Annotated in this window: 29 protein-coding genes; 10 read left to right on the top strand and 19 right to left on the bottom strand. The window is 60.1% G+C overall.

What is annotated here, in order from left to right:
- The first annotated feature begins 63 nt into the window (after positions 1 to 63).
- The gene (locus DUT91_RS01845; RefSeq protein ID WP_114438649.1) at positions 64 to 609 is read left to right on the top strand and encodes an adenine phosphoribosyltransferase; all 546 of its coding nucleotides are present in this window, start codon (positions 64 to 66) and stop codon (positions 607 to 609) included.
- Between the two features lie 243 nt (positions 610 to 852).
- Here DUT91_RS01845 and DUT91_RS01840 read toward each other — a convergent pair whose 3' ends face one another.
- Genes DUT91_RS01840 through DUT91_RS01820 form a run of 5 tightly spaced genes read right to left on the bottom strand, consistent with a single transcriptional unit; the run spans position 853 to position 4,401 of the window.
- Complete coding sequence (locus DUT91_RS01840; protein ID WP_114438648.1) at positions 853 to 1,317, bottom strand: MaoC family dehydratase; 465 nt, start codon at positions 1,315 to 1,317, stop codon at positions 853 to 855.
- Positions 1,314 to 1,802 (bottom strand): MaoC family dehydratase, encoded by a 489-nt coding sequence (locus DUT91_RS01835; protein ID WP_114438647.1) that lies wholly within the window; start codon positions 1,800 to 1,802, stop codon positions 1,314 to 1,316. The genes DUT91_RS01840 and DUT91_RS01835 overlap by 4 nt, the downstream gene beginning before the upstream one ends.
- A 36-nt stretch (positions 1,803 to 1,838) precedes the next feature.
- Positions 1,839 to 2,945: a redox-regulated ATPase YchF gene (gene ychF / locus DUT91_RS01830; RefSeq protein ID WP_114438646.1), complete on the bottom strand. Its 1,107-nt coding sequence runs from the start codon at positions 2,943 to 2,945 to the stop codon at positions 1,839 to 1,841.
- Between the two features lie 43 nt (positions 2,946 to 2,988).
- A complete protein-coding gene (gene pth / locus DUT91_RS01825; RefSeq protein WP_114438645.1) occupies positions 2,989 to 3,732 on the bottom strand; it encodes an aminoacyl-tRNA hydrolase in 744 nt (247 codons plus the stop codon).
- 30 nt (positions 3,733 to 3,762) lie between these two features.
- The gene (locus DUT91_RS01820; RefSeq protein ID WP_114438644.1) at positions 3,763 to 4,401 is read right to left on the bottom strand and encodes a 50S ribosomal protein L25/general stress protein Ctc; all 639 of its coding nucleotides are present in this window, start codon (positions 4,399 to 4,401) and stop codon (positions 3,763 to 3,765) included.
- Between the two features lie 455 nt (positions 4,402 to 4,856).
- Between DUT91_RS01820 and DUT91_RS01815 the strand changes: the two genes are divergently transcribed.
- A complete protein-coding gene (locus tag DUT91_RS01815) occupies positions 4,857 to 6,368 on the top strand; it encodes a helicase HerA domain-containing protein (RefSeq protein WP_114438643.1) in 1,512 nt (503 codons plus the stop codon).
- A 162-nt stretch (positions 6,369 to 6,530) separates the two neighbouring features.
- Here the strand turns inward: DUT91_RS01815 and DUT91_RS01810 are convergent, their stop codons facing one another.
- The 6 genes from DUT91_RS01810 to lgt form a co-directional block, all read right to left on the bottom strand.
- Entirely contained in the window at positions 6,531 to 7,463 is a 933-nt protein-coding gene (locus DUT91_RS01810; RefSeq protein ID WP_114438642.1) for a ribose-phosphate pyrophosphokinase, read from the bottom strand.
- 191 nt (positions 7,464 to 7,654) lie between these two features.
- Positions 7,655 to 8,239, bottom strand: a complete 585-nt coding sequence (locus tag DUT91_RS01805; RefSeq protein WP_114438641.1) for a hypothetical protein — start codon at positions 8,237 to 8,239, stop codon at positions 7,655 to 7,657.
- A 179-nt stretch (positions 8,240 to 8,418) separates the two neighbouring features.
- The gene (locus tag DUT91_RS01800) at positions 8,419 to 9,570 is read right to left on the bottom strand and encodes a M24 family metallopeptidase (RefSeq protein ID WP_114438640.1); all 1,152 of its coding nucleotides are present in this window, start codon (positions 9,568 to 9,570) and stop codon (positions 8,419 to 8,421) included.
- Between the two features lie 4 nt (positions 9,571 to 9,574).
- On the bottom strand, positions 9,575 to 10,366 hold the full coding sequence (gene pgeF / locus DUT91_RS01795; protein ID WP_114438639.1) for a peptidoglycan editing factor PgeF: 792 nt from the start codon (positions 10,364 to 10,366) through the stop codon (positions 9,575 to 9,577).
- A gap of 82 nt (positions 10,367 to 10,448) precedes the next feature.
- Positions 10,449 to 11,546, bottom strand: coding sequence for a class I SAM-dependent methyltransferase (locus DUT91_RS01790; protein WP_114438638.1), 1,098 nt, complete (start codon positions 11,544 to 11,546; stop codon positions 10,449 to 10,451).
- Positions 11,547 to 11,553: 7 nt separating this feature from the next.
- Positions 11,554 to 12,402 (bottom strand): prolipoprotein diacylglyceryl transferase, encoded by an 849-nt coding sequence (gene lgt, locus DUT91_RS01785; RefSeq protein ID WP_114438637.1) that lies wholly within the window; start codon positions 12,400 to 12,402, stop codon positions 11,554 to 11,556.
- Between the two features lie 169 nt (positions 12,403 to 12,571).
- Here lgt and DUT91_RS01780 point away from each other — a divergent pair, with 169 nt between their 5' ends.
- The 3 genes from DUT91_RS01780 (at position 12,572) to DUT91_RS01770 (ending at position 14,112) form a co-directional block, all read left to right on the top strand.
- A complete protein-coding gene (locus DUT91_RS01780) occupies positions 12,572 to 12,892 on the top strand; it encodes an accessory factor UbiK family protein (protein ID WP_114438636.1) in 321 nt (106 codons plus the stop codon).
- A gap of 339 nt (positions 12,893 to 13,231) precedes the next feature.
- The gene (locus DUT91_RS01775) at positions 13,232 to 13,732 is read left to right on the top strand and encodes a type III secretion system chaperone family protein (RefSeq protein ID WP_114438635.1); all 501 of its coding nucleotides are present in this window, start codon (positions 13,232 to 13,234) and stop codon (positions 13,730 to 13,732) included.
- A gap of 32 nt (positions 13,733 to 13,764) precedes the next feature.
- Entirely contained in the window at positions 13,765 to 14,112 is a 348-nt protein-coding gene (locus tag DUT91_RS01770) for a tRNA-binding protein (protein WP_114438634.1), read from the top strand.
- Between the two features lie 192 nt (positions 14,113 to 14,304).
- Here DUT91_RS01770 and DUT91_RS01765 read toward each other — a convergent pair whose 3' ends face one another.
- The 5 genes from DUT91_RS01765 to DUT91_RS01745 all read right to left on the bottom strand — a co-directional run bounded on the left by DUT91_RS01765 (position 14,305) and on the right by DUT91_RS01745 (position 18,461).
- A complete protein-coding gene (locus tag DUT91_RS01765; RefSeq protein WP_114438633.1) occupies positions 14,305 to 14,733 on the bottom strand; it encodes a DUF1801 domain-containing protein in 429 nt (142 codons plus the stop codon).
- Positions 14,730 to 15,581, bottom strand: coding sequence for an AraC family transcriptional regulator (locus DUT91_RS01760; protein ID WP_114438632.1), 852 nt, complete (start codon positions 15,579 to 15,581; stop codon positions 14,730 to 14,732). Before DUT91_RS01760 ends, DUT91_RS01765 begins: the two co-directional genes overlap by 4 nt.
- A gap of 182 nt (positions 15,582 to 15,763) precedes the next feature.
- On the bottom strand, positions 15,764 to 17,104 hold the full coding sequence (locus tag DUT91_RS01755; protein ID WP_114438631.1) for an ATP-binding protein: 1,341 nt from the start codon (positions 17,102 to 17,104) through the stop codon (positions 15,764 to 15,766).
- Positions 17,105 to 17,188: 84 nt separating this feature from the next.
- Positions 17,189 to 17,914, bottom strand: a complete 726-nt coding sequence (locus DUT91_RS01750; RefSeq protein WP_114438993.1) for a response regulator — start codon at positions 17,912 to 17,914, stop codon at positions 17,189 to 17,191.
- Positions 17,915 to 17,960: 46 nt separating this feature from the next.
- Positions 17,961 to 18,461 carry a MarR family winged helix-turn-helix transcriptional regulator gene (locus tag DUT91_RS01745; protein ID WP_425373739.1) on the bottom strand — a complete coding sequence of 167 codons (501 nt, stop codon included), beginning with the start codon at positions 18,459 to 18,461 and terminating at the stop codon, positions 17,961 to 17,963.
- 302 nt (positions 18,462 to 18,763) lie between these two features.
- Between DUT91_RS01745 and DUT91_RS01740 the strand changes: the two genes are divergently transcribed.
- The 3 genes from DUT91_RS01740 to DUT91_RS01730 all read left to right on the top strand — a co-directional run bounded on the left by DUT91_RS01740 (position 18,764) and on the right by DUT91_RS01730 (position 21,114).
- The gene (locus tag DUT91_RS01740; protein ID WP_114438630.1) at positions 18,764 to 19,654 is read left to right on the top strand and encodes a branched-chain amino acid aminotransferase; all 891 of its coding nucleotides are present in this window, start codon (positions 18,764 to 18,766) and stop codon (positions 19,652 to 19,654) included.
- Positions 19,655 to 19,852: 198 nt separating this feature from the next.
- Positions 19,853 to 20,134, top strand: a complete 282-nt coding sequence (locus DUT91_RS01735) for a hypothetical protein (RefSeq protein ID WP_114438629.1) — start codon at positions 19,853 to 19,855, stop codon at positions 20,132 to 20,134.
- 335 nt (positions 20,135 to 20,469) lie between these two features.
- On the top strand, positions 20,470 to 21,114 hold the full coding sequence (locus DUT91_RS01730) for an MBL fold metallo-hydrolase (protein ID WP_114438628.1): 645 nt from the start codon (positions 20,470 to 20,472) through the stop codon (positions 21,112 to 21,114).
- Between the two features lie 118 nt (positions 21,115 to 21,232).
- Here the strand turns inward: DUT91_RS01730 and DUT91_RS01725 are convergent, their stop codons facing one another.
- The 3 genes from DUT91_RS01725 to DUT91_RS01715 all read right to left on the bottom strand — a co-directional run bounded on the left by DUT91_RS01725 (position 21,233) and on the right by DUT91_RS01715 (position 23,542).
- Complete coding sequence (locus DUT91_RS01725; protein WP_114438991.1) at positions 21,233 to 21,721, bottom strand: BA14K family protein; 489 nt, start codon at positions 21,719 to 21,721, stop codon at positions 21,233 to 21,235.
- 225 nt (positions 21,722 to 21,946) lie between these two features.
- On the bottom strand, positions 21,947 to 22,162 hold the full coding sequence (locus tag DUT91_RS01720) for a cold-shock protein (RefSeq protein ID WP_114438627.1): 216 nt from the start codon (positions 22,160 to 22,162) through the stop codon (positions 21,947 to 21,949).
- 348 nt (positions 22,163 to 22,510) lie between these two features.
- Positions 22,511 to 23,542 (bottom strand): SPOR domain-containing protein, encoded by a 1,032-nt coding sequence (locus tag DUT91_RS01715; protein ID WP_425373728.1) that lies wholly within the window; start codon positions 23,540 to 23,542, stop codon positions 22,511 to 22,513.
- Positions 23,543 to 23,786: 244 nt separating this feature from the next.
- Here DUT91_RS01715 and DUT91_RS01710 point away from each other — a divergent pair, with 244 nt between their 5' ends.
- Together DUT91_RS01710 and DUT91_RS01705 are read left to right on the top strand one after the other, a co-directional pair.
- Positions 23,787 to 24,239: a Kazal-type serine protease inhibitor family protein gene (locus DUT91_RS01710; RefSeq protein ID WP_245419436.1), complete on the top strand. Its 453-nt coding sequence runs from the start codon at positions 23,787 to 23,789 to the stop codon at positions 24,237 to 24,239.
- 109 nt (positions 24,240 to 24,348) lie between these two features.
- Positions 24,349 to 24,756 carry an SRPBCC family protein gene (locus tag DUT91_RS01705; RefSeq protein WP_114438626.1) on the top strand — a complete coding sequence of 136 codons (408 nt, stop codon included), beginning with the start codon at positions 24,349 to 24,351 and terminating at the stop codon, positions 24,754 to 24,756.
- The last annotated feature ends 51 nt before the right edge of the window (positions 24,757 to 24,807 follow it).

Raw genomic sequence — 24,807 nt, 5'->3', positions numbered from 1 at the left:
CGACGGCGCCCTTTCTTTTGACAGAGATGCCTGCAAAAATCGGTACGACCGAAAGGAAATCACATGGATTCCGCGCTGCGTGAAACATTGAAAGAAGCCATCCGGACGATCCCGGATTATCCGAAGCCCGGCATCATGTTCCGCGATATCACGACTCTTTTGGGCAATGCGCGCGCCTTTCGGCGGGCTGTGGACGAACTGGTCTATCCCTATGCGGGCGGCAAGGCCGACAAGGTGGCTGGTATCGAAGCGCGCGGTTTCATCCTCGGCGGCGCGATCGCGCATCAGCTTTCAGCCGGTTTCGTGCCGATCCGCAAGAAGGGCAAGCTACCGCACGATACGGTCCGCATCGCCTATAGTCTCGAATATGGTCTCGATGAGATGGAGATGCACCGCGATGCCATCGTGCCGGGCGAAAAGGTCATCCTCGTCGACGATCTGATCGCCACCGGCGGAACGGCGGAGGGCGCGGCCAAGCTTCTCATGCAGATGGGCGCCGATATCGTCGCCGCGTGCTTCATCATCGATCTGCCGGATCTGGGTGGGCGGAAGAAGCTGGAGGCGCTCGGCGTAACGGTGCGTACGCTGGTGGAATTCGAAGGGGATTGATCGGCCACCGGCTGGTCAGGGCGCTTCAGGTTAAATTGCAAGGTTAACGGGACAGCGCCCCCTCTGTCCTGCCGGACATCTCCCCTGCAAGGGGGGAGATTGGCTGACGCGATTTTCGATGCTTATTCTGCAACGATTGCGATTGGTGCGAATATTTTATGAAGGCTAATCTCCCCCCTTGCGGGGGAGATGGGCGGCAGCCCAGAGGGGCGCGCTGTCCCGCCAGCGTTCCCAAATTTGTCGTCACACCTTCACCAGCGCGGCGCTGTCGAACTCCATCACTTTCAGGCCATCTTGATTATACGCCGAAGAGTACATGTTCAGCATCGACCAGCCGGGGCGGGAGGTGAGGGGGCGGATTGCCTTGATGGTGCGCTTGTAGGTGATGGTGTCGCCGGCAAAGACGGGCTTCAGCCATTTGAGGTTTTCGAAGCCGGGCGAGGGGCCGAAGACCGGCAGCGGCTCGCCGCGCGCCGTGGCTTGCTTCAGCGCTTCTCCCATCGATTGCACATTGAGCTTCATCCAGACTGCAGTGGTGTGCCAGCCGGAAGCACAGAGGCCGCCGAAATTGCTTTTCCTGGCCGCTTCCGGATCGATGTGGAAGGGTTGGGGGTCGTAGAGAGTGGCGAAGCGGATGATCGCATCGGCGCTGAAGGTGTAGCTGCCCAGCGTCTGCTCGACGCCGATCTGTTCTTCCAGCAGGCTCATCGCGCCGCCTCCTCGGCCTGGCGTTGCGGATCGCGAAGGAGGAACATGGCGCTGTGCTGCACTTCGCAGACGCTTTCGCCGTTCTGATTGAACAATTCATGGTGCACGGTGATGAAGCCGAGATTAGGCTTCGACCTGGAAAGGCGGCGGTCGAGAACCTTGCTCCTGCCGGTGAGCGTATCCCCGGCCAGGACCGGCTTCTTCCATTTGACGAAATCGACGCCGGGGGCGCCTTGCGAGGTGGAGCCGGTGATATAGGCGTCGCACATCATGCGCATCAGCATGGAAACGGTGTGCCAGCCTGAAGCGGCGAGCCCGCCGAGAATGCTCGCCTTTCCCACTGCTTCGTCGAGGTGGAAAGGCTGCGGGTCGAATTCGCTGGCGAAGGCGATGATCTCCGCCGCCGTCACCTTCTTCGGACCCAGAGGCAGTTCCAGTCCTACCGTAAAATCCTCATAGGCATAATGATGAGGCTTCATGTCCATATCCGTCTCCTCCGCCGGCGTCTGGAACCTGATGGCTCAGGTGTTGAACCTGAACAGCATCACGTCGCCATCCTGCACGACATATTCCTTGCCCTCGTCGCGGGCCTTGCCTGCCTCCTTGGCCGCGACTTCGCCGCCGAGCGTTACATAATCGTCGAAGGCGATGGTCTGCGCGCGGATGAAGCCACGCTCGAAGTCGGTATGGATGACGCCGGCAGCCTGGGGCGCCTTGGCGCCGCGCTTCACCGTCCAGGCGCGCGTTTCCTTCGGTCCGGCGGTGAAATAGGTGATGAGGTCGAGAAGCCTGTAACCGGCGCGGATCAGCCGGTCGAGGCCGGGCTCTTCAAGGCCTATGGCATCGAGGAATTCCTTGCCTTCCTCGTCGGAAAGCTGGGCTACCTCCGCCTCGATGGCAGCCGAGATGACGACCGACTCAGCACCCTGCGCATCGGCCATGGCGGCTACGGCCCTGGTGTGCTCGTTGCCTGCCACGGCGTCGCTTTCCGCGACATTGCAGACATAGAGGACCGGCTTCGAGGTCAGCAGGTTCAGCTCCTGCAGAATCGGAAGATCCTCCGGCGCGATGTCCTTGAGCAGGATGCGCACGGGCTTGCCGGCTTGCAGGAGCTCAAGCGCCTTTTCCATCAGGGGCAGGACAGCCAACGCTTCCTTGTCCTTGGCGGTGGTGGCGCGCTTGCGGATCTGCACGATGCGGCGCTCGATACTTTCCAGATCGGAGAGCATGAGTTCCGTCTCGACCGTCTCGGCATCGGAAACCGGATCGATGCGGCCCTCGACATGGGTGATGTCGTCATCCTCGAAGCAGCGCAGCACATGGACGATGGCGTCCACCTCGCGGATATTGGCGAGGAACTGGTTGCCGAGGCCTTCGCCCTTCGAGGCGCCGCGCACGAGGCCGGCGATATCGACGAAGGAGATGCGGGTCGGGATGATGTTCTGCGACTTGGCGACGGCTGCGATTGCCTTCATGCGCGGGTCCGGCACGGCGACTTCACCGGTGTTCGGCTCGATGGTGCAGAAGGGATAGTTCGCAGCCTGTGCTGCCGCCGTCCTGGTCAGTGCATTGAAAAGCGTCGACTTTCCGACATTCGGCAGGCCGACGATGCCGCATTTGAAACCCATGATATTCCGTCCTTATCTATTTCAATGCCTTTAAAGGCGAATTTCAATCCTTCTTGCCGAACAGCCTTTTCAGCATGTCGGCCATAGGTCCGCTGGCCGGGATATCGGCGGCGGACTTCGGCGTGCGCGCCTGGCGTATATGGCTCTGGCCCTTCGCTGCGGCGGGCTTTTGCGTTTCGCCGGCGGCTTTCTCTTTTCGCTCGCCCGAACGCGGATCGCCGCCGCCCATGGCCAGCGATATGCGGTTCATGAAACCGTTATCGTCGCCCTTGACCAGATACCCCGCATTATCCGCTATGCCGCCTAGAAGCAGTTCCAGCCATTCGCCGTCGACCTTGGCGAAATCGCCCAGCACATGGGCGTGCACCAGTTCCTTGACGCCGGGATGGCCGATGCCGAGCCGGATGCGGCGGTAGTCCTTGCCGCAATGGGCATCGATCGATTTGATGCCGTTGTGCCCGCCCGAGCTTCCGCCGGTCTTGATGCGCAGCTTGGCCGCCGGCAGGTCCAGCTCGTCATAGATGACCACGAGATCGGCGGGGGAGAGCTTATAAAAACGCATGGCCTCGCCGACCGCCTGGCCGGAAAGGTTCATGAAAGTCTGGGGCTTGATGAGGAGCACTTTTTCGCCGTCTATGGCGCCGTCGGCGATCTCCGCATGGAATTTCTTCTGCCAGGGAGAAAAGCGATGGCGGCGGTGTATCTCATCCGCCGCCATGAAACCGATATTGTGCCGGTTTTTCGCATAGCGGGAGCCAGGATTGCCAAGACCTGCGATAAGCAGCATGGAAACGGCCCCCGATATGCGGAAAGACGATTACTCGCCTTCCTTCTCTTCCGTCGCGGGCACACCGGCGGCGTCAACGGCCGCGTTTTCCTCGGACTTGAGGCCGGCAGGGGCAGCGATGGTGGCGATGGTGAAGTCGCGGTCCTGGATAACCGGCGTCACATCCTTCGGCAGGGTAACCGCCGAGATGTGGATGGAATCGCCGAGCTGCAGGCCGGTCAGGTCGATCTCGATGAAATCGGGGATCGCCGTGGCTGGCGCGGTGAACTCGATGTCGTGGCGAACGATATTGAGAACGCCGCCGCGCTTGATGCCGGGAGCCGCTTCCTCATTCACGAAGTGAACGGGGATGTTCACGTGAACGACCGACTTCGCCGAAACGCGGAGGAAATCGACATGAACCGGGAAATCGCGAACCGGATCAAGCTGATAATCCTTCGGCAGGACCTGGATCTTCTGGCCGTCGACGTCGATCGTGGCGATGGTCGTCTTGAAGCCGCCGCCGTGAATCTTGTAGTAGAGTTCCTTGTAGGGCAAGGCAATCGAGATGGGGGCCTGCTTGTCACCATAGATGACTGCTGGCACTTTACCGTTGCGCCGAAGTTCCCGGGCGGACCCCTTACCGACCCGTTCGCGCGCCTCGGCCTTGAGCTCGTATGTTTCGCTCATGGCATTTCCTTTCGAGGTTCTAAATCTGGAGTGTTCTTCCTCCCGGCAAGCCGGGCAGAAAAACATGAAGCGGCCCAATTTGCCGTCCGAACACGCGAACGAAAGGCCGCCCCATTCCGTGTTGCCTCCAAGGGTGTCTACACGGATGGCGGCTCTATAACGGAAAGGTCGCAAATGTGCAAGTTCGCAGGGCGTTCGGTGGTGTCGCAGCTTGATTTCGGCTCGTGGCCGGTTGCAGGTTCCTGCATATTTGTCGCACAATCCTGGAATGCTTCCAAAGTCTGATGCAAGACTTTCGTTTGATCGGGATTTTTCGTTCCTGTCGGTACCTTGTTGTGGGTTTCGCGACAAGACAGGCGCGCCGGGGGAATGGGAGTGCTAAAGGGGGCAGGTTGCAGGGATGATTGCTTCGTCCGGTGGCATCAACGATTCGAACAGGCATTTCAGGAGGCAGGATGAAGGTCGGCATCGACATGGGAGCCACGTCCGGCGGGACCGCGGCCATGCTCGATCTGGAGGAATTGCTCGCGACGCGCCTGCTGGTCCAGGGCAATTCGGGTTCGGGAAAGTCGCATCTTCTTCGCCGCCTGCTTGAGCAGAGCGCCCCCTGGGTGCAGCAGTGCATCATCGATCCGGAGGGCGATTTCGTCACGCTTGCCGATGCGTTCGGCCATGTGGTGGTCGATGCGGCCCGCACCGAGGCCGAGTTGACGCGGATCGCCGCGCGCATTCGCCAGCACCGTGTCTCGGTCATCCTCAATCTGGAAGGGCTCGATGTCGAGCAGCAGATGCGCTGCGCCGCCGCCTTCCTGGGCGGCATGTTCGATGCCGACCGCGATTACTGGTATCCGATGCTGGTCGTCGTGGACGAGGCGCAGCTCTTCGCTCCGGCCGTCGGCGGCGAAGTGTCGGACGAGGCGCGCAAGCTTTCGCTCGGCGCGATGACCAATCTGATGTGCCGCGGCCGCAAGCGCGGGCTTGCCGGCGTCATCGCCACGCAACGGCTGGCGAAGCTCGCCAAGAATGTGGCGGCCGAGGCCTCCAACTTCCTGATGGGCCGGACCTTTCTCGATATCGACATGGCGCGGGCCGCCGATCTGTTGGGCATGGAGCGGCGGCAGGCGGAAATGTTCCGGGACCTGGCGCGCGGCCATTTCGTGGCGCTCGGGCCGGCGCTGTCGCGGCGGCCGCTGCCGATCAAGATCGGCACGGTGGAAACCTCCGCCCGGTCGGGCAGCCCCAAGCTGATGCCGCTGCCGGATGCGCCGGAGGATGCGCGTGGGCTGATCTTCACGCCCAGTCCCGGCGAGATACGCCCCATGGTGAAGCGTGCGCCCGCGCCGCCGCCGCCGCGTCCCACCGCCGAGATCCTGGCGCAACTCACGAAGGCGAGGCCGGAGCCCGAAGCGCCGGTGGAGCCGCTTTTTCCGGGGATAGCCGAAGCCGAGCGGGAAAACCTCATCGACAAGGTGATGCGCGAGATCATCGACGATCCCGAAGCCTCGTTCCGCTCCGTCGCCGTACTCTATCAGGATTTTCTCGTCCGTTGCCGCATCCACCGCGTGCCGGGAGAGCCGCTGGCGCTGCCGGCGTTCCGCCGCAAGCTGGCGCTGGCGCAGACCAATCTCGATGGCGAGACGGCCGCGGGGAAGACCTGGCAGGAGGCGCTCAATCTTTCGGAAAGCCTGACCGACGATGTCCAGGGTGTGTTCCTCATCGTTGCGCAAGCCGCTGTCACAGGCGCACCTTGCCCGTCCGACGCGGTGCTGGCGCGCGCTTATGGCACGCATTCCGTGAGCCGGGCGCGGCGGCTTCTCACCTATTTCGAGGAGAGGGGGCTTTTGGTGGTTCGCACCGATTTTACCGGGAAACGCATCGTCGCCTTTCCCGATCTGGGCTGCGAGACGGGGCCGGGCGACCCGAATGCACCGGATGAGGCGGCGGAAGAACGTTCGGCTGCCGAGTAGCCGGTCAGCGCTTCTTGTTATAACGAAGCGCTCTGCTTGAGCTATTTTGCCCGTCGCGGCTATGGAGATGACGAGGAATGGATCCCAGTGCCTGTCACTGAGATCCATTCCTCAACCAATACCGGGAATCGCTACTGAAAAAGGGCGGTCTGCAGTGCCGCTTTAATCGAAGAGGCTCGAAACCGACTCTTCTGAAGCCGTGCGGGAGATGGCTTCGCCGATCAGGTCGGCAATGGGCAGAACCCGGATATTGGGCGCGGCGATGATTGCGGCGGTGGGCTGGATGGAATCGGTGATGACCAGTTCCTTCAGCTTGGATGCGGCGATGCGCGCGACGGCGCCGCCGGAGAGCACGCCGTGGGTGATATAGGCGGTGACGCTCTTCGCGCCCTTGGCCAGCAACGCCTCGGCGGCGTTGCACAGCGTGCCGCCGGAATCGACGATATCGTCGAAAAGGATACAATCCTTGCCGGTTACGTCACCGATGACGTTCATGACTTCCGATTCGCCCGGGCGCTCGCGGCGCTTGTCGACGATGGCGAGCTGCGCATCGATGCGCTTCGCCAGCGAGCGGGCGCGCACGACGCCGCCGACATCAGGCGAAACGACCATGACATTGGAGGTGCTGTAATGCGCCTTCACATCGCGTGCAATAACCGGAACGGCGTAGAGGTTGTCGGTCGGGATGTCGAAGAACCCCTGGATCTGGCCGGCATGGAGATCGAGCGTGAGGACACGGTTTGCACCGGCCTCGGTGATGAGATTAGCGACCAGCTTGGCGGAAATCGGCGTGCGCGGGCCGGGCTTGCGGTCCTGCCGGGCATAGCCGAAATAGGGCAGGACGGCGGTGATGCGACGGGCGGACGAGCGGCGGAAGGCGTCGATCATGATGAGCAGTTCCATCAGATGATCGTTTGCCGGATAGGATGTGGATTGGAGGACGAAAACATCCTCGCCACGGACATTCTCCTGAATCTCGACGAAGATCTCCTGATCGGCAAAGCGCCGGACGCTGGCCTTTCCAAGGGGGATATTCAGGTATTTTGCGACAGATTCAGCCAGCACACGATTGGAGTTGCCCGCAAAAAGTTTCATGCTTGATCTGCCCCTGGCGCTGGTCGAGCCCTATGGATGAGCGGCCTTTTACCGCGACTCTCGCACAATGCAAGCGTCCATTAGTGATACGTGGCTAACAATCACCGAAAAATTCGTAGGCCCGGCAAGCGAAAATGGGACATGAAATGGGGATTATTGGCCAGATTCCAACGCTTTATGCGGATTTCCTGCTATTGGGCGGAAGCGCCGGTCTGCGCGGCCGGTGCGCGGTTTGCCGCAAGCCAGGATGCGTATTCCTGCATGGTGCGCCCGGCGATCGCCTCCATCGCGGAGGCGGGAACGGCGCTCCAGGAATCCGGCGCGCTGCCTGCAACCTTCTCCTGGCCCTGTATGCGGTGCAGGCGGTTGCCCGAGGGATCGAGAATATCCCAGACATAGAGAACCGTCGTCTCGTTGTTTTCGGCAAGGGCTGAGAAATAGCCCTTCATGACATAGGCCTGACCGGCTTCGTTGGGTCCGGCCAATGTCACGCCCTTGGCTTTCGCATCGGCTGCGAGCCGGCGCGACAGCGGCGTGACGACACTGACCGGGGCACCGACGATCGGCGCGATCTGCAGCTTGTCGAGACGCAGCGTTCCGGCGGTCTGTGATCCCGTGCCCGGTTGGGTAGCGGTCTGTCCCGCTGCCTGGCCTGTTGTTGCACCAGACGCGGCAGTGCCGCCGGAACTCGGCACGGACAGCGTTGCCTCCGTGCTGTTGCATGCGGCAAGAGCTCCTGCGAGGAGCAGAACAATCGAAGTGAACTGTTTTTTCATTTTCGGCTGCTTGCTCCAGAAGCTGCGGCAATCTCCGCGATTTCCATCCTATTGCATCGGCCCGAAAACCGGAATCGTTTTTCAGAAAGCGCGATGGGTAGATTCAAAGACTTAGATCGTTCTTACACGCCAAAAACTGGACACATGGCGCTCAATTGGCAACTTATAAGGATTCCGATTCACTTGACAATCAAGTCAAGAGAATGGCGCGAAAGGGGCTCGGCGGCGGCGCTCGTGGTCAGATATGTGCGGCCCAGCGTCATCGCGGTTCCGCTGTCGGAATCCATGATGATCATATGGGCAAAGAGCGTCATATCGGGCTCGATGCGCTCCGAATTGCCTGAATAGAACATCTGCGGATCCATCCACGACGGAGTGAAGCGCGCGCCGACGGAATATCCGCAGGCGTTCAACCTGTGACGAGTCAGATCATGGGCTTCCATCGCCTTGGCATGGGCGTCGAAGACGTCGCCGAAGGTGGAGGCGGGGGTCAGCGCCGCTTCGACGGCTTCGAGCGCCTCTCGGGCGGCGTCATAGAGTTCCAGATGCCGCTTGGTCGGCTTGCCGGTCAGAATCGTGCACATCATCGGCGCGTGATAATGCCGGTAGACGCCGGACCATTCCAGCGTGAGCTGGTCGTTCTTCGTCAGGTTGCGCCGGCCAGACTTATAGCGGCAGAGCAGGGCGTCGGCGCCCGAACCGATGATGAATTCATTGGCCGGATAATCGCCATCGCCTTGGAAATTCGCGCTCATCATCGCGGCGAGGATGTCGGCTTCGCTGGCGCCGGCCTTGACGATCTTCAACGCGGCGTCAAGCGCATCGTCGCCGAGGTTCGCGGCCTTGCGGGCGAAAGCGATTTCCGCCGGGCTCTTCAGGAGACGCAGCCGATCGACAAGGCCCGAGACGTCGGCCAGCTTGGCGAAGCTGGTCAGTTGCTCGTCGAGCAGGCGGCCGTTGGCGGCGGTCAGCCCATGGGTCTGGTATTCGATGCCGATGCGGCTGCCGAGCAGATCCATCTCGTTGAGAATATTACGCAGGTCGATCGCCGGGTTGGCATTTTCCCGGTCGGTCCACAGCACGATGTTGTCGATATTCGACGTATGGCGCGCCTGGCGCAGATCCGCCGAGCGGGTCATGAGCACCATCGAGCCGTCGGACTTGACGACCAGGCACTGAAAAAAGCAGAAGCCGAACGTATCGTAGCCAGTCAGCCAATACATGCTCTCCTGCGAGAAGAGCAGCAGCGCATCGAGTTTTTCCTCCGCCATCTTCAGAAGCAGGCGGTCGTGGCGAGCGGCATACTCTTCCGGCTGGAAATGAAGGGCCATTGGTTTACTCCGCGATGGCTATGGCTGAAATCTGGCGACCGTAATCCGCTTCGTTGCGGTGGGTGGCGCGCCGGTAGGAAAAGAATTGCGCCTCGTTGGCATAGGTACATTGCCTGAGGGCATCGGCCGCGACGCCTGCTGCTTCCAGCCGGTCGATGATGAAGCTCCACAGATCGAACATCTTGTAGCCATCCTGCGGAGATGGGCTGAAATAACCGGCATAGGAAGCATCCCGCTCAACGAATTGAGCAAAAAATTCCGGGCCGACCTCGTAGTTTTCCGGTCCGATCGTCGGCCCGAGCACCGCGACGATGCGCGAGCGGTCGGCTCCCAACGCGATCATCGCCTCCACCGTATTTTCGAGAACGCCGCCGATGGCGCCGCGCCAGCCGGCATGCGCCGAGCCGATGACACGGGCTTCGATATCCGCAAAGAGCACCGGCCCGCAATCGGCGCTGAGCGCGCCGAGAGCGATGCCCGGCGTGGCAGTGACCATGGCGTCCGCTTTCGGCCGTTCGCCCTCGAAGGGGCGGGTTACGATGATGACGTCGGGGGAATGGACCTGATGGACCGTCAGGAGGTGGTCCGGCTGCACACCAAGGCTCTGGGCCACCTTTCGGCGGTTTTCGGCGACATGTTGCGGCTGGTCGTGGGAACCTGCGCCGACATTGAGGCCCTGATATATCCCTTGGGAAATGCCGCCCTGACGGGTGAAAAAGCCATGCACGATATTCTTGCCGTCCCCAGCCTGGAGCAGTGGTGAGCGTATCGGGGCAGGGCGGTCCATGGTCAGCATCAGCAGGTCTCCTCAAGGCGCGGGATGTTGAGCGAGAGGGAAAGGGAAGTCAATCGCTCCATTGTCGTCAAAGCGGGACGGGTCAAACTGACGGATCGAATGGAAAGATGCGGCTCTTTTGATCGCTGACGCAGAGCACCTTGAAGAGCGTGCCCATCTGCCCGGGGCCTGCGAGGCGTTCGACATCGGTTCTTATCTGCTCGCGATAGGCTTCGTTCTTATCGGCGCCAAGCTGTCCGGCGCGGTCGAGCAGCCCCATCGCAAGCAGGAAATCGCCTTGCGTCATCGCGCCCGTCCGGCAGGCAAAGGCGCGGGCTGTGTCGGCCAGCGCCGCGAAATCCACATGGCTGGTCAAATCGGCTTCCCCCGGTTTTTCGAAGACGCCTTGCGGTTTGTGCTTCGACACTGCCTGCAGCGTGTCGCCAAATCCCGTTTCGAGATGGCCGTAGTCGATGAGGAGGGCGGCTCCACGGCTTGCGGCGATGCGTTCGGCGATCCGCTGCATCAAGGCTGTGCGGGCAGGGGCGGCCTCGAAGATGGCGCCGTCGGGGGCCTGGGCGTGGCGGGGCGGCAGAAGTGCTGCGTCGATCGAACCGGCGCCTGCGGAAAAACCCAGTTCCGTGCCATCGGCAGTCTGCATCGTCGTGACGAGACGCTCGACGAAGCGGCCATTGACCTTGACATATTGACGGACCGGCAGCGCATCGAAAAGCTCGTTTGCGACAAGGATCAGCGGACCCTCGGGAACATCTTCGATCTCGCGGTGCCAAGTGATGGATGGCACGGCGCCGGCCAGCTTTTTCTGCTGGATTTCGGTCAAGCGCTGGCTGGTCTCTACCATGGCGACGCGGGCGGAACCGAGGAAGGCCGGCGCGACCTTTGCCAGGGTGCGCAGCATATCCGCCATCAACGTACCGCGTCCGGGGCCGATTTCGCAAAGCACTGCATTTTGCGGCTGGCCCAATGCCTGCCAGACGCCGGCGCACCAGATGCCGACCAGCTCGCCGAACATCTGGCTCACCTCCGGCGCGGTGATGAAATCGCCTTCGCGGCCGAAAGGTTCACGCGTCGTGTAATAGCCCGCCTCGCGGTCGCCGAGGCAGGCCGCCATATATTCGGCGACGCTGATCGGTCCTGCGGTGTCGATCAGCCTGACGAGGCGCTGTTTCAGAGCCGTCATGCTGGGATTATGCTGCCGCGCGGCGTGCAGCGCTCCTGGCGCGCAGCACGGCCCAGAGGCCGATCAGCACCATCGGCAGGGAAAGCACCATGCCCATGGTGAGCCAGCCACCGAAGAGATAGCCGAGCTGCGGATCCGGCTCGCGGTAGAATTCGACGATGATTCGGCTGAGGCCGTAGCCGGCAACGAAGACGCCACTGATATAGCCCGGCATCTTGAGCTTCAGGCCTTTGTGGACGAGCAGCCACAGGATGACGAACAGCACGAGGCCTTCCAGCGCCGCTTCGTACAATTGGCTGGGATGGCGCGGAAGCGGACCGCCATTCGGGAAATAGAACGCCCAGGGAACGTCGGTAACTCGGCCCCACAATTCGGAATTGATGAAATTGGCGATGCGCACCAATCCGAGCCCGACGGGCACGCCAGCCGCGACCGTATCGAACATGCTCCAAACGCCGATGCCGTGGCGGCGGGCGAAGAGAATCATGGCGAGCGTGGTGCCGAGAATGCCGCCGTGAAACGACATGCCGCCGTCCCATACCGCAGGGATGGCGAGCGGATTGGCGAGATAAAAGCTAAGATTATAAAAGAGCACGTAGCCGATGCGGCCGCCCAGCACGACGCCGAGGGCAGCCCAGAGCACGAAATCATCGAGCGCTTCGGGCTTCATCGGGGGCTGGTCGCCGGCCCAGAGGCGGGGCGTGGAAAGAAGACGCTTGCCGTACCACCAGGCGAAGAGGATGCCCACGACATAGCCAAGGCCATACCAATGGATTGCCAGCGGCCCGATCGAGAAGATTACCGGATTGATATCGGGAAAGGCGAGGGCGGAAAGCGGTAGAAGCGGTTCGATCATGGGTCTCTCCGAAAATTGCGCGGACCATGCAAGACGATCCAGCGCCGGTCAAGCATGATGTCCGATCGCTCGCGTTGAGGTATGAATTCGCTACGGATTTCCATCAGGCGCTTGCATCGCATAATATGGGCGCTTATCTGATTAAGAATGCTCAACAGAGGTGACTGCCATGACCAGCGGAACGAACAGGGTGCTTGACGAACTTGCCAAGCTTGTGACCGACGCGGCCGGTGCTGCCCAGGGCGTGCGTCGCGAAGTGGAAACCGCCATGCGCGCGCAGGTCGAGCGCATCCTCAACTCCATGGATGTCGTGCAGCGCGAGGACTTCGAGGCCGTGCGCGAAATGGCGGCGAAGGCACGCACCGAAAACAGCGCGCTCACCGCGCGGATCGAAGCACTTGAGGCGCGCCTTTCGAAAATCGAGGCGCAATCCGCGCCCAAATCCGCCAAATCGTCTTCTGCCTCGACAAAACCCCGAGATAATTCTTAAAAATTTATCAACAGGCTTCGGACGCCAAAAACCCTTGTCTTAGAGTCGCTTATAGCGGCCCGGTGCATTTGCACGGCAGGCTCTGTCCACATGCTTTCGCGTCTCTTTTCGAAAAGGGACTAGCGCTCTGACTCAGCATCAATAGACTGAAAACACTACATGATTCGAAACCGGGTCATGTGGTGACGGCACAGGGGGTTTTAGCGGGTCAAGGTGCCTTAGGCCGTTCTCCAGTATCAGTATGTGTTTGCGTGTCTTTCAGGCGGGCGTGTGGTGCGCTCGTCAAGATTTTGAGCATGACTTTTTTATGAAGGTCTGCTCCAGATACAGGAAATGGTTATGAGCCTTCTTGAGCTTGAAATCGCTCGCGATGCGCATCCCGTGGATGTCATCGAACAGGTCGCGCATTCAAACGACTGGTCGTTCGAGCGTACAGGCGACGATGAAATTGCGATGTCCGTGGCTGGGTTGTGGACCGACTATCATGTCTCCTTCTCCTGGATGGAGGATTTCGAGGCACTTCACTTGGCATGCGCATTCGACATCAAGGTCGGCGAGCCGCGCGTCAACGAAGTGATGCGGCTTCTCTCGCTCATCAATGAGCAATTGCTGATGGGGCACTTCGATTTCTGGCAGCAGGAAGGCGCGATCATGTTTCGCCAGTCGCTGCTCCTGGCCGGCGGCGCCGAGCCGACGAGCCGTCAGGTTGAGGTGCTTCTGGGAAGCGCGCTCGACGCCTGCGAATGCTATTTCCAGGCATTCCAGTTCGTCGTCTGGTCGGGCATTTCGGCGCGCGAGGCGCTGGATAGCGTCCTGTTCGAGACCGTCGGCCACGCCTGATCGCAACAGGATATTTTTCGGGGTCACGAGAAATGAGCAAGCCTGACACGATTAGCTGGGACGATTTCGAGAAAGTGGACATACGGTGCGGCACGATCATCGAAGCCGCACCCTTTCCGGAAGCGCGAAAGCCGGCCATCAAGCTGAAGATCGATTTCGGCGAGACGATCGGGGTCCGCAAATCCTCGGCCCAGATCACCAAGCATTACACCCCCGAGCAGTTGGTCGGCCGTCAGGTCCTGGCGGTCGTCAATTTTCCGCCGCGCCAGATCGGGCCATTCGTGTCCGAGGTATTGACGCTCGGCCTGCCGGACGAAGAGGGCGCTGTCGTACTCGCCTCGGTCGACAAGCCTGTGCCGAACGGCGGCAAGCTGTTTTAGGACCTGTGACAAAGGATTCCCAAACCGCTGAAGGCCGTTCCGCCGCATTACAACCCTATATGACAAGGCCGCCGTCTCCACTTCGGCTTCCTGGCGCTTGCCGCCGCAAAGCTCTGGTTGTCAACAATCAGGGTTGCGAGAGCAACAGGCTGAACTGCGAGCAGTCTCGGCGTGGTCGAACTCCGCGCTTCGTTATGACCAGGAACCCGCGCCTTTCCGCCGATGATAGATCAGCGCCGCGTGCAGGCAGAGTTTCAGTGGCTCGTGCGGCAGAGCTCGCGCCATGGGTACGACGAGTGCGCGGTTTCCCCTGAATGCGAAATCGTCAGGAAAATGGGTTCGGAACGTTTTGACAAGTTCTGTCTTGCAGTTGAATAGCACCGCGCATTCCTGGCGTGCCAATTTGGTGGTGCCCAGCCTGATGGTTGTTCCGCTCTTGCTTGCCTCGGTCAGATAGGCCGGTTCGCCCCATTTGAGCGTTTCGGTCAGCGGGCCGATGCCTTCGGTTTCAGTGGCTACCGCAAATACCATCTCGCGAATCTCCAACAGACGCGCCCGCAGCGGCTCCGGGTAGCGCGATAGCGCTTCGGCAACGGGTCCAGGGACAGGCGGACTCGTCATGGCGCTATCTTGAGAGGCAGGTGAATATCGGTGCGCAATTCGCTTTGCGGCACCTCACGTGGGTCGTTGAGATAGGCTTCGAAGATCGGAGCATCATCCGGCTCATAGCCGGAAGCGGGTAGCCACACGCCCAGAAACCAGCGGTAGGCACCGCGCATATCGGCATAGGGACCTGTATAGCTCAGTTTCGCATATGGCCCGCCGCGCAGAACCGTCTCCACCAGTGGCGCATCGATTGTGACGGAACTTGCCACCGGCAGGCAGGCGCGCGAGCGCAATTCCTCCTCAGTTCCCAGATCGGGATCGTCGAAAAACACCCCGATCATGGCGGGCTGGGGCGGCATGGCATGACGGGTGGCAAGCTCGGTAAAGAGTCTACCCATGGCATGGTCAATTTCCATGTAAGAACCGGTGTGATCGATCCCGGCGCAGCGGCGTTCCGACAAGCTCTCCACTACCACTGGAAAGCCGCTTGCATCGCTGGCCGCATTAGCGGCCTTGAAGGCAGCGTGCGAGCCTTTCTCGCGGTAGGCGACGGGGCTCACGCCGAATGCGTCCTTGAATGCCCGCCCGAACGTGTCGGTCGAGCTATAGCCAGCACGCACGGTAACTGCTCCGATTTCGAGATCGGAGTTAGCAAGCTGATCAGCAGCGCGCTGGAGCCTCAGCCTGCGGATCGTCGCGACAACGGTTTCTCCGCGCATGGCCGAATAAATCCGGCTCCAGTGATAGGGAGAAAGGCAAGCAACTTCCGCCAGCCGGTCAAAAGAGAGATCATCCTCCAGATGGGCGTAGATGTAATCGAGCACCCGGTCGAGGCGGTCCTTGTAGTTCTCCTGATGGTGCATAGCAGCCCTCTTTCGTGCTCGAAATTATAGAAAGTCTTGCACGGCGTGGACAGGCAAATCCTGCGGAAGTGACGTATGGGCTCGCCATTCTGCGAATTCAAGGCTATGCCTGCACCTCAGCTGATGATTTCTGGATCGTGTCGCGGATGTTTGCCCATCCCTCATGGGCTATCCCCTCCAACTCAAGCCGGTATTCTCACCGTCGCGCGCAGGCCGCCGAGCGGGCTGTCATGGAGAGTGATGTCGCCGCCGTGGCTGCGGGCGATGTCGCGGGCGATGGCGAGGCCGAGACCGGTGCCGCCGGCGTCCTGGTTGCGCGCCTCGTCGAGCCGGACGAAGGGCTTGAAGACATCCTCGCGCTTATCGGCGGGAATTCCGCTTCCGTCGTCGTCGACGGTGATGGTCAGCCCGGCCTCGCTGTGAACAGCCGTCACCTCGACCGTTTCCGCGTGGCGGAAGGCGTTCGAAACCAGATTGCTGATCAGGCGCGAAAAGGCATTCGGGCGGACCTGCACGATGCTGTCCCCCTCGATCGCTGACCGGAATTCGCGCTGGCGCAATCTCGCCTCCTCGCCAAGCTTGTCGAAGAGGCGAGCGAGATCGAACGTTCCCTGCTCTTCCGACGCCTCGCCGCGGGCGAAGGCCAGATAGCCCTCGAGCATGGTCTGCATGTCGGCGATGTCCTGGTTGAGCGGTTCGGCATCGATCTTGGAACCGGCCAGCGCCAGCTGCAGCTTGAAGCGGGTCAGTATGGTGCGCAGATCATGGCTGACGCCGCTCAGCATCGCCGTGCGCTGCTCGATCTGACGCTCGATGCGCTCGCGCATCTGGATGAAGGCGAGACCGGCGCGGCGGACCTCCTCGGCACCGCGCGGGCGGAAACCCTCCGGCATGGGCTGGCCCTTGCCGAAGCTTTCGGCCGCCTGGGCGAGATGCTGGATCGGCCTGATCTGGTTGCGCAGGAACAGGATGGCGATGGTGAGCAACACCAGCGCTGTTCCGACCATCCATATCAGGAAGATCAGCGTGTTGGAGGCATAGGCCTGGCTGCGGCGGGCAAAAACGCGCAACACCTTGTTTTCAAGCTGGATGCGGATCTCGATCAGATCGGAATCGCCTACTGTATCGACCCAGAACGGCCGGTTGATCTGGCGCGTGATTTCCTCGCTCAAAAAGTAATCGAGGATCGAGAAGAACGGCTTGGGGCCTGGCGGGGGCAGGGGATCGGGCGGCAGGATGGATATGTTGAGCGCAAGACGCTGCTGGGCGATGCGGATGATGTTTTCATATCCCGGATCCTGCGGATAGGTCTCGATAATGTCGATGATGGCGGAGATATCCCGCACGACAGCCGTCGAAAGACGCTCAGTCACCATCTGCCAGTGGCGTTCCATGAAAACGAAGAAGATGACCGACTGCAGCAGCACCATCGGGGCGATGATGATGATGAGCGAGCGGGCATAAAGCCGCTTGGGCATCTTGCGCGCCAGCCACCTGGCGGATCTCGTCCAGAGCGATTTCATCTTGTCAGATCAAAACTCCGGTCGACGCCACACGGCCAAGGCCAGATTGGTTTTGTAGAAGTTTCCCGCGGCTCTTGTAAGAACTCATTCGATGCTGAGCTTGTATCCGATGCCGCGCACGGTCTGAAGCCAGACCGGATTGGCCGGGTCCTGCTCGATCTTGCGGCGCAACCGATTGATCTGCACGTCGATGGTGCGCTCGCCAACCTCGCCTTCCTGTCCGGTCAGTTCGTGACGCGGCACGGTCTCGCCCGCCCGCTCGGCGAAGATCGCCATGATGTCCTGTTCACGGTCCGTCAGCTTGATGTTTTCGCCAGCTTTCTTCAGTTCCTTGCGAGGAATGAAGAATGTGTAGGGACCGAACACCACCTGCTCGATCTTCGGCTGCTGCGGCGCCGAGCCGCGGCGCAGGATATTGTTGATCCGCAGGATCAACTCGCGCGGATCGAAGGGCTTGGGCAGGTAGTCATCCGCACCCGCTTCCAGTCCGTCGATCCTGCTGTCGGTTTCCGACAGGGCGGTCAGCATCAGGATCGGCACATCCTTCTGCTCGCGCAGCGATTTTGTCAGGGCCACGCCGCTTTCCCCGGGCATCATGATATCGACGATCAGCAGATCGAAGTCGATGCCTTCCAGTTTGCGCCGCGCCTCGGCTGCGTTGGCGGCCACCGTCACGCGGAAGCCGCTGCCGGTCAGATATTGCGACAGGAGGCTACGGATGCGGGTGTCGTCATCGACAACGAGAAGATGCGGTGCATCGTCGGAAACTGTTTTTTCTTCCATGACCATGTCGGCATCCCTTGTCTTCATCATATAGTTTCCTGCTCGTCCTTACGATTCCACCGCTGCGCGAATTCTAACCCGCGGCGGGCAAACTGTCGATCTGCGCGCGCTGATCGGGATTGACCATGGCCTTGAGGAAAGATTCGATCGCCCTGCGATTTTCGGGACCGCTTTCCTGCAGCGCCTGCGCGATACGGCGCGACTGTGGCAGGGCGAGGGCAAGCGCCAGTTCCCTTCCCTTGGCGGTAGGATAAAGTTCCCTCTGCCTGCGATCGCGGGGGCCGGTCACCTGCACGACGTGCTCCGTATCGATGAGTTGCTTGAGGACGCGGGCAAGGCTCTGCTTGGTGATCTTCAGCACATCCAGGAGTTCGGCGACGGTCATGCCAGGTTTCCGGTTGATGAAATAGAGGACGCGATGGTGCGCCCGCCCGAAGTCGATCTTCTCAAGGATCAGATCCGGGTCGGCAGTGAAGTCTCGATAGGCAAAGAACAGCAACTCGATCAGATTGAGGTCCGGTGCGTCCTCGTTCGAGAGGGCCTTTGTAATACGGGAATCCATGGTGCGCTTCACTTCGTTGGCTCCGGTCATGGTAAAAATATGTCAGCCTTGTTGACTTAGTTTCGCGGCGCTGATAATTTTCGCTAAGCTGTCGGGGCATATTTTGAAAGAAACATAAACTTAGTACCGCTTTTCAAGACATAATCCCTCTCTGAATTGCGTATATAATCAGTTTTGCTCGATAGTCTGCCATTCGATAACCGGGAACGGATGGTAACGCGAAAACCCGGAAAATTTATAGCCGCATGATCTTGCCGGAAAGGTCCACAACTTTTCCCGATCATGCTCAGGGATGAAAACGCCTGGAGGTTAACATGGCATCCGTTCCGTTCGATCAGCTTCAAGGTTACATATGGATGAATGGCGAGTTCCTTCGCTGGGGGGATGCGAAGGTGCACGTGTTGACCCATGGTCTGCACTATGCCAGCGCCGTGTTCGAAGGTGAGCGCGCTTATGGCGGTGAAATTTTCAAGCTCAACGAGCATAACGAGCGCCTGCACGAATCCGCCCGTATTCTTGGCTTCGATATTCCCTATTCCGTCGCTGAGATCAACGAGGCGTGCCGACAACTATTGGCCAAGCAAGGTTTCGAGGATGCCTATGTGCGTCCGATTGCTTGGCGCGGCAGCGAATCCATGGGTGTTTCCGCACAGAACAACCGCATCAATCTCTCCATCGCCATCTGGCAGTGGCCGAGCTATTTCGATCCGGCGCAGAAGCTTAAGGGTATCCGCCTCGATATCGCGGAATATCGCCGTCCGGATCCAAGGACTGCGCCGTCGAAATCCAAGGCCGCCGGCCTTTACATGATCTGCACGATTTCCAAGCATGCGGCGGAAGCCAAGGGTTATGCCGACGCGATGATGCTCGACTGGCGCGGCCAGGTGGCCGAGGCGACCGGCGCGAACATCTTCTTCGTCAAGGATGGCGTCATTCATACGCCTATCCCCGATTGCTTCCTCGACGGCATCACGCGCCGCACGGTCATCGACCTGGCCAAGCGCCGTGGCTACGAAGTGATAGAGCGCGTCATCATGCCGGAGGAACTGGAAGGTTTCGAGCAATGCTTCCTGACAGGAACTGCGGCGGAAGTCACTCCGGTTGCTGAAATCGGGCCATATCGCTTTACTGTTGGCGATGTCGCGACCAACTTGATGCACGATTACATGGCTGAGGTTCAGCCAAAACGGGCAGCAGCAGAATAAACTTATTTCTGCAGGTAAAATTGGTTCCTGCTTTTTACTGGAAATGCTCTGTTAAGTTTTAAACAAGAAATGCGGCGGTTTTCGCCGCATTTTTCTTTTTGAACTGTGTTCTGGTTTGACTTTGCCGGTAAACCGTCCAACATCAACCTTGCCTGAGGATTCTGCTTTGGCGAGAAACACTTTGACGGGGTGACAATTATGGAAGCTCTTCTTCCGATCATCATTCAGCTGGTTACTGGCATGCTTGGCGGCAATGTTGCCGGCGCAGCAAAGAATCTCAGTCTCGGTACTGCTGGTAATACCGTAGCAGGTGGTATTGGCGGCCTTTTGCTCGGCCAACTTATGCCGCTTCTGACGAATGGCAGCGTTGATTCAGTCCTCACCGGCGTTGTTGGCCACGCTATCGGCGGCGGCGCTGGCGGACTCATCGTGACCGCCATTGTCGGTCTGATCAAGAACGCGGTTGCCAGCAAGGCGTGAGCCGGACGGCATAGACATGCTCCAATAGGGCCTGACACTGGCCGTGGGCGTGGCTTTGCCGGGATGCTGGATGAGATAGTGGTCGTCCGCTTTGCGGGCGATTAAAAGAGGGAACTGCCATATATTACGATTTACGGGCGGTCTTTGACCGCCCGTTTTCATGATGCCCAGTTCGGTGATTATAGTCGCGCCGGTAGAGCAGACGTTGCAGTCTGAAAAGGTCCATCTTGATCGGTGAGAGGGCGGTACCCATTTGCGGTCTCAAATGAGGCCGTGCAGTATCATTCTTCCGACCGCTCGATCGAAACAAAATCTGCTTTTGCCGGAGACAATTCATGGGTCAATTGAAGGCGCACATCATTCCTGTCACTCCCTTTCAGCAGAATTGTACGATTCTGTTCGATGATGAGGATAAAACAGGCGTGATTATCGATCCGGGCGGCGATGTCGACCGTATCCTAGAAGCGCTGCATACCAACGGGATCACCGCGCAGGCGATCTGGCTCACTCATGGCCATATCGATCATGCGGGCGGCGCTCTCGATCTCAAGGAGGCGCTCGGCATCGAGGTCACCGGTCCGCACGAGGCGGATAAATTTCTCCTCGACAATCTGGAGATGATCGCACTCAGATATGGCATTAGCGGCGGCGTCCGCAACATGACACCCGATCTCTGGCTCCAGGACGGGGACAAGGTTTCCTTTGGCAGCCATGTGTTCGAGGTGTTGCACTGCCCCGGCCATGCGCCGGGCCACGTCGTCTATTTCAACAGGGATGCAAACTTTGCCCATGTGGGGGACGTGTTGTTCAACGGTTCGATCGGGCGCACTGATCTTCCCGGCGGCGATCATGCGGCGCTGATCAGCTCGATCAAAGAAAAGCTGCTGCCGCTCGGCGATGATATCGGCTTCATCTGCGGCCACGGACCGGGCGGGCGTTTCGGCGAGGAGCGCCGGACCAATCCGTTCCTGGTTGGATAAAAGGCGCGATATAACTTAGTAAATAGATTCAGAAAATTTATCTATTGCTCTGTATTAATAAGTAAAAGCCACCACTTCTGGTGGCTTTTACTTTTATTTATGTGAGTGCCGCCGTCTATCAATTTGCAGTGCAGAAATGGTCTGCACCGTCATAGCCCCGATAGGTGCCCGTCCGCGGGTTGAATGAGCGGTAGCGGTTCGAACAATAGTTATACCATCCGTTCGACCATGGCTGGAAGCCGACAGAGCGCTGATAGATCACGCGGCGCGGCGCCGGGGCATAATAGCCACCATAGACCGGGGGTTGGTCGTAAATGATCGGCGGTGGCGGCGCATATTGCGGCTGCGACATCGCGCTGCCGATCAGCGCGCCGGCTGCGAGGCCGATGGCGCCGGCTGCCCAAGCGTCGCCGCTACGGTTCCGGTGACGGTAGTATGGCCTTCCGCCCCAGGCCGGGCCTGGGCCCCAGCCACCACGATGGTGACCCCAGCCCCCGCCACCGCGATTACCCCAGTCGCCTGCGGATGCGGTGGTCATCGAAAGCGGAGCGACTACGGCTGCTACCGATGCAGCGGCCAGAACTGCTGCCTTAACAATGCGGTTCATTTTTTTTGCCTCCTTCAGAAGCATGGAAATTTCCGGTGGGGATAACGCTTCTATCCCAACCTGGTTGCAGGTTTATCCAAACCTGTATGAACACAAGCTGAACGGCCAACGCGGTATTATTATGGCTCAGATCAATGGCGGGAGATCGCAGGGGGTGTTGAGCGAACAACAAAAAACCCCGGCTTTGCGGCCGGGGTTCGTTCCGGTAGGACCGGGAACGGAATGTCAGTCAGCGACCGCGATGTTCACAGCCTTCGGTCCCTTGCCGCGGCGATCCGGCTCAGTGTCGAAGGAAACTTTCTGATTGTCGGCCAGGCCCGTGAGACCGGAGGCCTGCACGGCGGAGATGTGGACGAAGATGTCCGGGCCGCCATTATCCGGCTTGATGAAGCCGAAACCTTTTTCGCTGTTGAAGAATTTGACCGAACCGGTCTGTGCCATGGGATCCGTTCCTTTTCCTTGGCGCCGCTTCCCTCCGGGAAAGCGGGTTTAGTAGAACCGCCATGCGCACCACGCCCGGCGGAGGGTCATGCAGGCAGTTCTCGAAATCAGGGAAGGAGCCGATCATTGCCAGGAAACTCCCGGCCCGGGACTTATAGCGGTTCCGGCGCGCCGTTCTTCCAGTCTTCCATTGTTCGCAAAATGCCCGAACGAGGTGAGACTGATCCATGAAGAGATTTTTGGCAAGTGAATTTTGGCAGGCAAAACTATTTCGCCTTATTTTAGCCGCATGCAGTATAAGCTTCAGGCCCCGGTTTGACAGGAGAATTCTTCTGCCCGTGTGGGTTGTCAACGATTTTTCAACACAATGCAGGCGCCACCGGCCGAGCGCAGACTGCTGCAGATGCGATCAGCCTCGGAGCGGCTGTCGGCGCCGATCCTGACGGCATAGATGCCGCCCCGGCCCAGTGGCGAGCGGACACGGCTGACCACCGCGAAGCTGTTCTTGAGGACGGGCCCGAACTGGCGTTTGGTCCGCTCCCATTGCCCGAGCGCGGCGGAGCGTCGAAAATTGCCGGCCACCTGGACGCCCCAAGGCTTGGGCTTGATGCGCGCCATGGGAACGGTGGCAGCCCTGACGACGGGCAGGCGACGACATGCCTGGTCGAAGGTAAGCTTGGCGTTGAGGGGCCGTGGCTGCAGTTTTGCGCCTGCGGCGAAATCATCCGCCGGCTGGCCGGTGATGTCGAGCACATATCCCTCGGTTTCGAGCGGCAGGAACCCGCCTGATTTGAGCCATGAAGAGATCCGTCCGGCACCGGCATTGTAGGCCGCAGCGGCCAATCCCCAACTGCCGAAAGCAGCCTGCAAATCCTTGAGCAAGGAGGCCGAGGCGGGAATGGCCTGGCTGACGTCGAACGGATTGGCGAGACCGCGCTCCTTGGCCGTGTAGGGCATGAACTGGGCTATGCCCTGCGCGCCGACGGGACTGACAGCCAAATAATTGAAGCGGCTTTCCTTCCAGATCAGTCGGGCGAAGAAATCGCGCGGTACGCCATATCCGTCGGCATGCGTGGCGATCAAAGAGCATATCTGGGCGACGGTTGGCGCTTCCTTCGGTTTTGTCGGAGTCGTCTCCGCTGGTTTGGCCGCCGCTGGTTTTTCCGGGGAGGTTTGCGGCGGCGATGCCGGTGTGCCGGTTGCCGGAGGCTGTTCAGTCAAGTCCGGGGGCGTGACGGGAGGCGAGACAGGAGCCGTGACGGGCGGAGGGCTCGCCGGCGCGGGGGTGGCTTCTGCGCTTGTCGAGTTCAAACCCAGCAAACAGCCGACAACCAGGGCGCTGTGGAGGAGGCCACCGAGCCGTCGCCGCATGACGTCCATCGTGAAGCTGGATTTCCTTTTGCCCAAATGCTGTGCCCTCATTCGCAGCAACCGCCGTTTCCGCAAAGAATAAGCATAGACGTGACAAAAAGCGAAGCAAGCAATGCTGGGGTGGTGAAGGCTTTCTTCCAGTACGTTTGTGTTCTGCTTGCGATTATGACGTGCTGCCTTACCATAGCATGGTGACGGGAATCGCGCAGGCTTTGCGCGGTGCGGTCCCAGCATGGCACAAGGAGAGGGTTTCATGACGTTCATCCCCAAGGGAATGCGTGGTCTAGGCGCGCTTGCGGCGCTGCTGCTGGCGGGCTGTGTTGCCGTCGAGGACGGTGGCGGTTCTGCTCCCGGAATGCAGCCCGGCGGTCAGCAGATGTGCCCGATGATCTATGCGCCGGTTTGCGGCGAGCGCGGCCGGACGCGTCAAACTTTCGGCAATGCCTGCCAGGCAGGCGCGGAAGGCTTCCGGGTCGTGGGTCGTGGCGAATGCGGCGGCCGTCCGAATGGCGGAAGCTGGAATGGTGGAGGGGGACCGGGGCCGGTTCGCCCACCGCGTCCCGGCAGGCCGGAGCGGCCGGAGTTCTGCACGAAAGAATATGCTCCCGTCTGCGGGCGCCGGGGCAGGTCCATCCAGACCTTCCCGAACTCCTGCGAGGCGGAACGCGGCGGCTATAGGGTCATCGACAGAGGTCCCTGCAGATAATATGCCGCAAGGCGTCCTCTTCTTCCCGTCGGGCGACAAGCTTGGAGCGGGGAAGAAGAGGACAGCTTGTGGGTGAGAGGCTTCTGCGATCATTTGAAGGAAAATGCGTATGAGCACCTACGAGAGCCACACCATCAGCATCGCCATCGACCGGCCCTGGCTTGAGGTCAGTCCATTCCTGGCGCGGCCCGAAAATTTCCCCTTATGGGCGTCCGGCCTCGCCAGCGGTCTCGAAAAATCTGCAGAGGGATGGTTCGCGGACGGCCCATCGGGCCGCGTGCGGATATTGTTCTCGCCGTCCAATGAATTCGGCGTTGCCGACCATACGGTCATCCTGGCTGATGGAACGGAGGTTTACATCCCCTTGCGCGTCATTCGAAATGGCAGCGGCAGTGAAGTGATCTTCACGCTATTCCGGATCGAAGGCATGGATGAGGAGCGGTTCCTGGAGGATGCCGGTTGGGTCAAGCGCGATCTGCAGCAGTTGAAAGCATTGCTGGAAAACGCACCCTCCTGAAGTGTGGTTATTGTCGGGTAGCCGTCGAAAGCGAATGAAGGCCAGGCGGAT

The sequence above is a fragment of the Paramesorhizobium salinisoli genome, assembly GCF_003335045.1.
Lineage (GTDB): Bacteria > Pseudomonadota > Alphaproteobacteria > Rhizobiales > Rhizobiaceae > Paramesorhizobium > Paramesorhizobium salinisoli.
The sequence above is the reverse complement of the archived record's forward strand: the minus strand, read 5'-3'. Positions and strand labels throughout refer to the sequence as shown.

Excerpts from the sequence above, each read along its gene's own strand:
- DUT91_RS01845 (WP_114438649.1), top strand. The coding sequence starts at position 64 with ATGGATTCCGCGCTGCGTGAAACATTGAAAGAAGCCATCCGGACGATC.
- DUT91_RS01840 (WP_114438648.1), bottom strand. The coding sequence starts at position 1,317 with ATGAGCCTGCTGGAAGAACAGATCGGCGTCGAGCAGACGCTGGGCAGC.
- DUT91_RS01835 (WP_114438647.1), bottom strand. The coding sequence starts at position 1,802 with ATGGACATGAAGCCTCATCATTATGCCTATGAGGATTTTACGGTAGGA.
- ychF (WP_114438646.1), bottom strand. The coding sequence starts at position 2,945 with ATGGGTTTCAAATGCGGCATCGTCGGCCTGCCGAATGTCGGAAAGTCG.
- pth (WP_114438645.1), bottom strand. The coding sequence starts at position 3,732 with ATGCTGCTTATCGCAGGTCTTGGCAATCCTGGCTCCCGCTATGCGAAA.
- DUT91_RS01820 (WP_114438644.1), bottom strand. The coding sequence starts at position 4,401 with ATGAGCGAAACATACGAGCTCAAGGCCGAGGCGCGCGAACGGGTCGGT.
- DUT91_RS01815 (WP_114438643.1), top strand. The coding sequence starts at position 4,857 with ATGAAGGTCGGCATCGACATGGGAGCCACGTCCGGCGGGACCGCGGCC.
- DUT91_RS01810 (WP_114438642.1), bottom strand. The coding sequence starts at position 7,463 with ATGAAACTTTTTGCGGGCAACTCCAATCGTGTGCTGGCTGAATCTGTC.
- DUT91_RS01805 (WP_114438641.1), bottom strand. The coding sequence starts at position 8,239 with ATGAAAAAACAGTTCACTTCGATTGTTCTGCTCCTCGCAGGAGCTCTT.
- DUT91_RS01800 (WP_114438640.1), bottom strand. The coding sequence starts at position 9,570 with ATGGCCCTTCATTTCCAGCCGGAAGAGTATGCCGCTCGCCACGACCGC.
- pgeF (WP_114438639.1), bottom strand. The coding sequence starts at position 10,366 with ATGCTGACCATGGACCGCCCTGCCCCGATACGCTCACCACTGCTCCAG.
- DUT91_RS01790 (WP_114438638.1), bottom strand. The coding sequence starts at position 11,546 with ATGACGGCTCTGAAACAGCGCCTCGTCAGGCTGATCGACACCGCAGGA.
- lgt (WP_114438637.1), bottom strand. The coding sequence starts at position 12,402 with ATGATCGAACCGCTTCTACCGCTTTCCGCCCTCGCCTTTCCCGATATC.
- DUT91_RS01780 (WP_114438636.1), top strand. The coding sequence starts at position 12,572 with ATGACCAGCGGAACGAACAGGGTGCTTGACGAACTTGCCAAGCTTGTG.
- DUT91_RS01775 (WP_114438635.1), top strand. The coding sequence starts at position 13,232 with ATGAGCCTTCTTGAGCTTGAAATCGCTCGCGATGCGCATCCCGTGGAT.
- DUT91_RS01770 (WP_114438634.1), top strand. The coding sequence starts at position 13,765 with ATGAGCAAGCCTGACACGATTAGCTGGGACGATTTCGAGAAAGTGGAC.
- DUT91_RS01765 (WP_114438633.1), bottom strand. The coding sequence starts at position 14,733 with ATGACGAGTCCGCCTGTCCCTGGACCCGTTGCCGAAGCGCTATCGCGC.
- DUT91_RS01760 (WP_114438632.1), bottom strand. The coding sequence starts at position 15,581 with ATGCACCATCAGGAGAACTACAAGGACCGCCTCGACCGGGTGCTCGAT.
- DUT91_RS01755 (WP_114438631.1), bottom strand. The coding sequence starts at position 17,104 with ATGAAATCGCTCTGGACGAGATCCGCCAGGTGGCTGGCGCGCAAGATG.
- DUT91_RS01750 (WP_114438993.1), bottom strand. The coding sequence starts at position 17,914 with ATGAAGACAAGGGATGCCGACATGGTCATGGAAGAAAAAACAGTTTCC.
- DUT91_RS01740 (WP_114438630.1), top strand. The coding sequence starts at position 18,764 with ATGGCATCCGTTCCGTTCGATCAGCTTCAAGGTTACATATGGATGAAT.
- DUT91_RS01735 (WP_114438629.1), top strand. The coding sequence starts at position 19,853 with ATGGAAGCTCTTCTTCCGATCATCATTCAGCTGGTTACTGGCATGCTT.
- DUT91_RS01730 (WP_114438628.1), top strand. The coding sequence starts at position 20,470 with ATGGGTCAATTGAAGGCGCACATCATTCCTGTCACTCCCTTTCAGCAG.
- DUT91_RS01725 (WP_114438991.1), bottom strand. The coding sequence starts at position 21,721 with ATGAACCGCATTGTTAAGGCAGCAGTTCTGGCCGCTGCATCGGTAGCA.
- DUT91_RS01720 (WP_114438627.1), bottom strand. The coding sequence starts at position 22,162 with ATGGCACAGACCGGTTCGGTCAAATTCTTCAACAGCGAAAAAGGTTTC.
- DUT91_RS01715 (WP_425373728.1), bottom strand. The coding sequence starts at position 23,542 with ATGGACGTCATGCGGCGACGGCTCGGTGGCCTCCTCCACAGCGCCCTG.
- DUT91_RS01710 (WP_245419436.1), top strand. The coding sequence starts at position 23,787 with ATGACGTTCATCCCCAAGGGAATGCGTGGTCTAGGCGCGCTTGCGGCG.
- DUT91_RS01705 (WP_114438626.1), top strand. The coding sequence starts at position 24,349 with ATGAGCACCTACGAGAGCCACACCATCAGCATCGCCATCGACCGGCCC.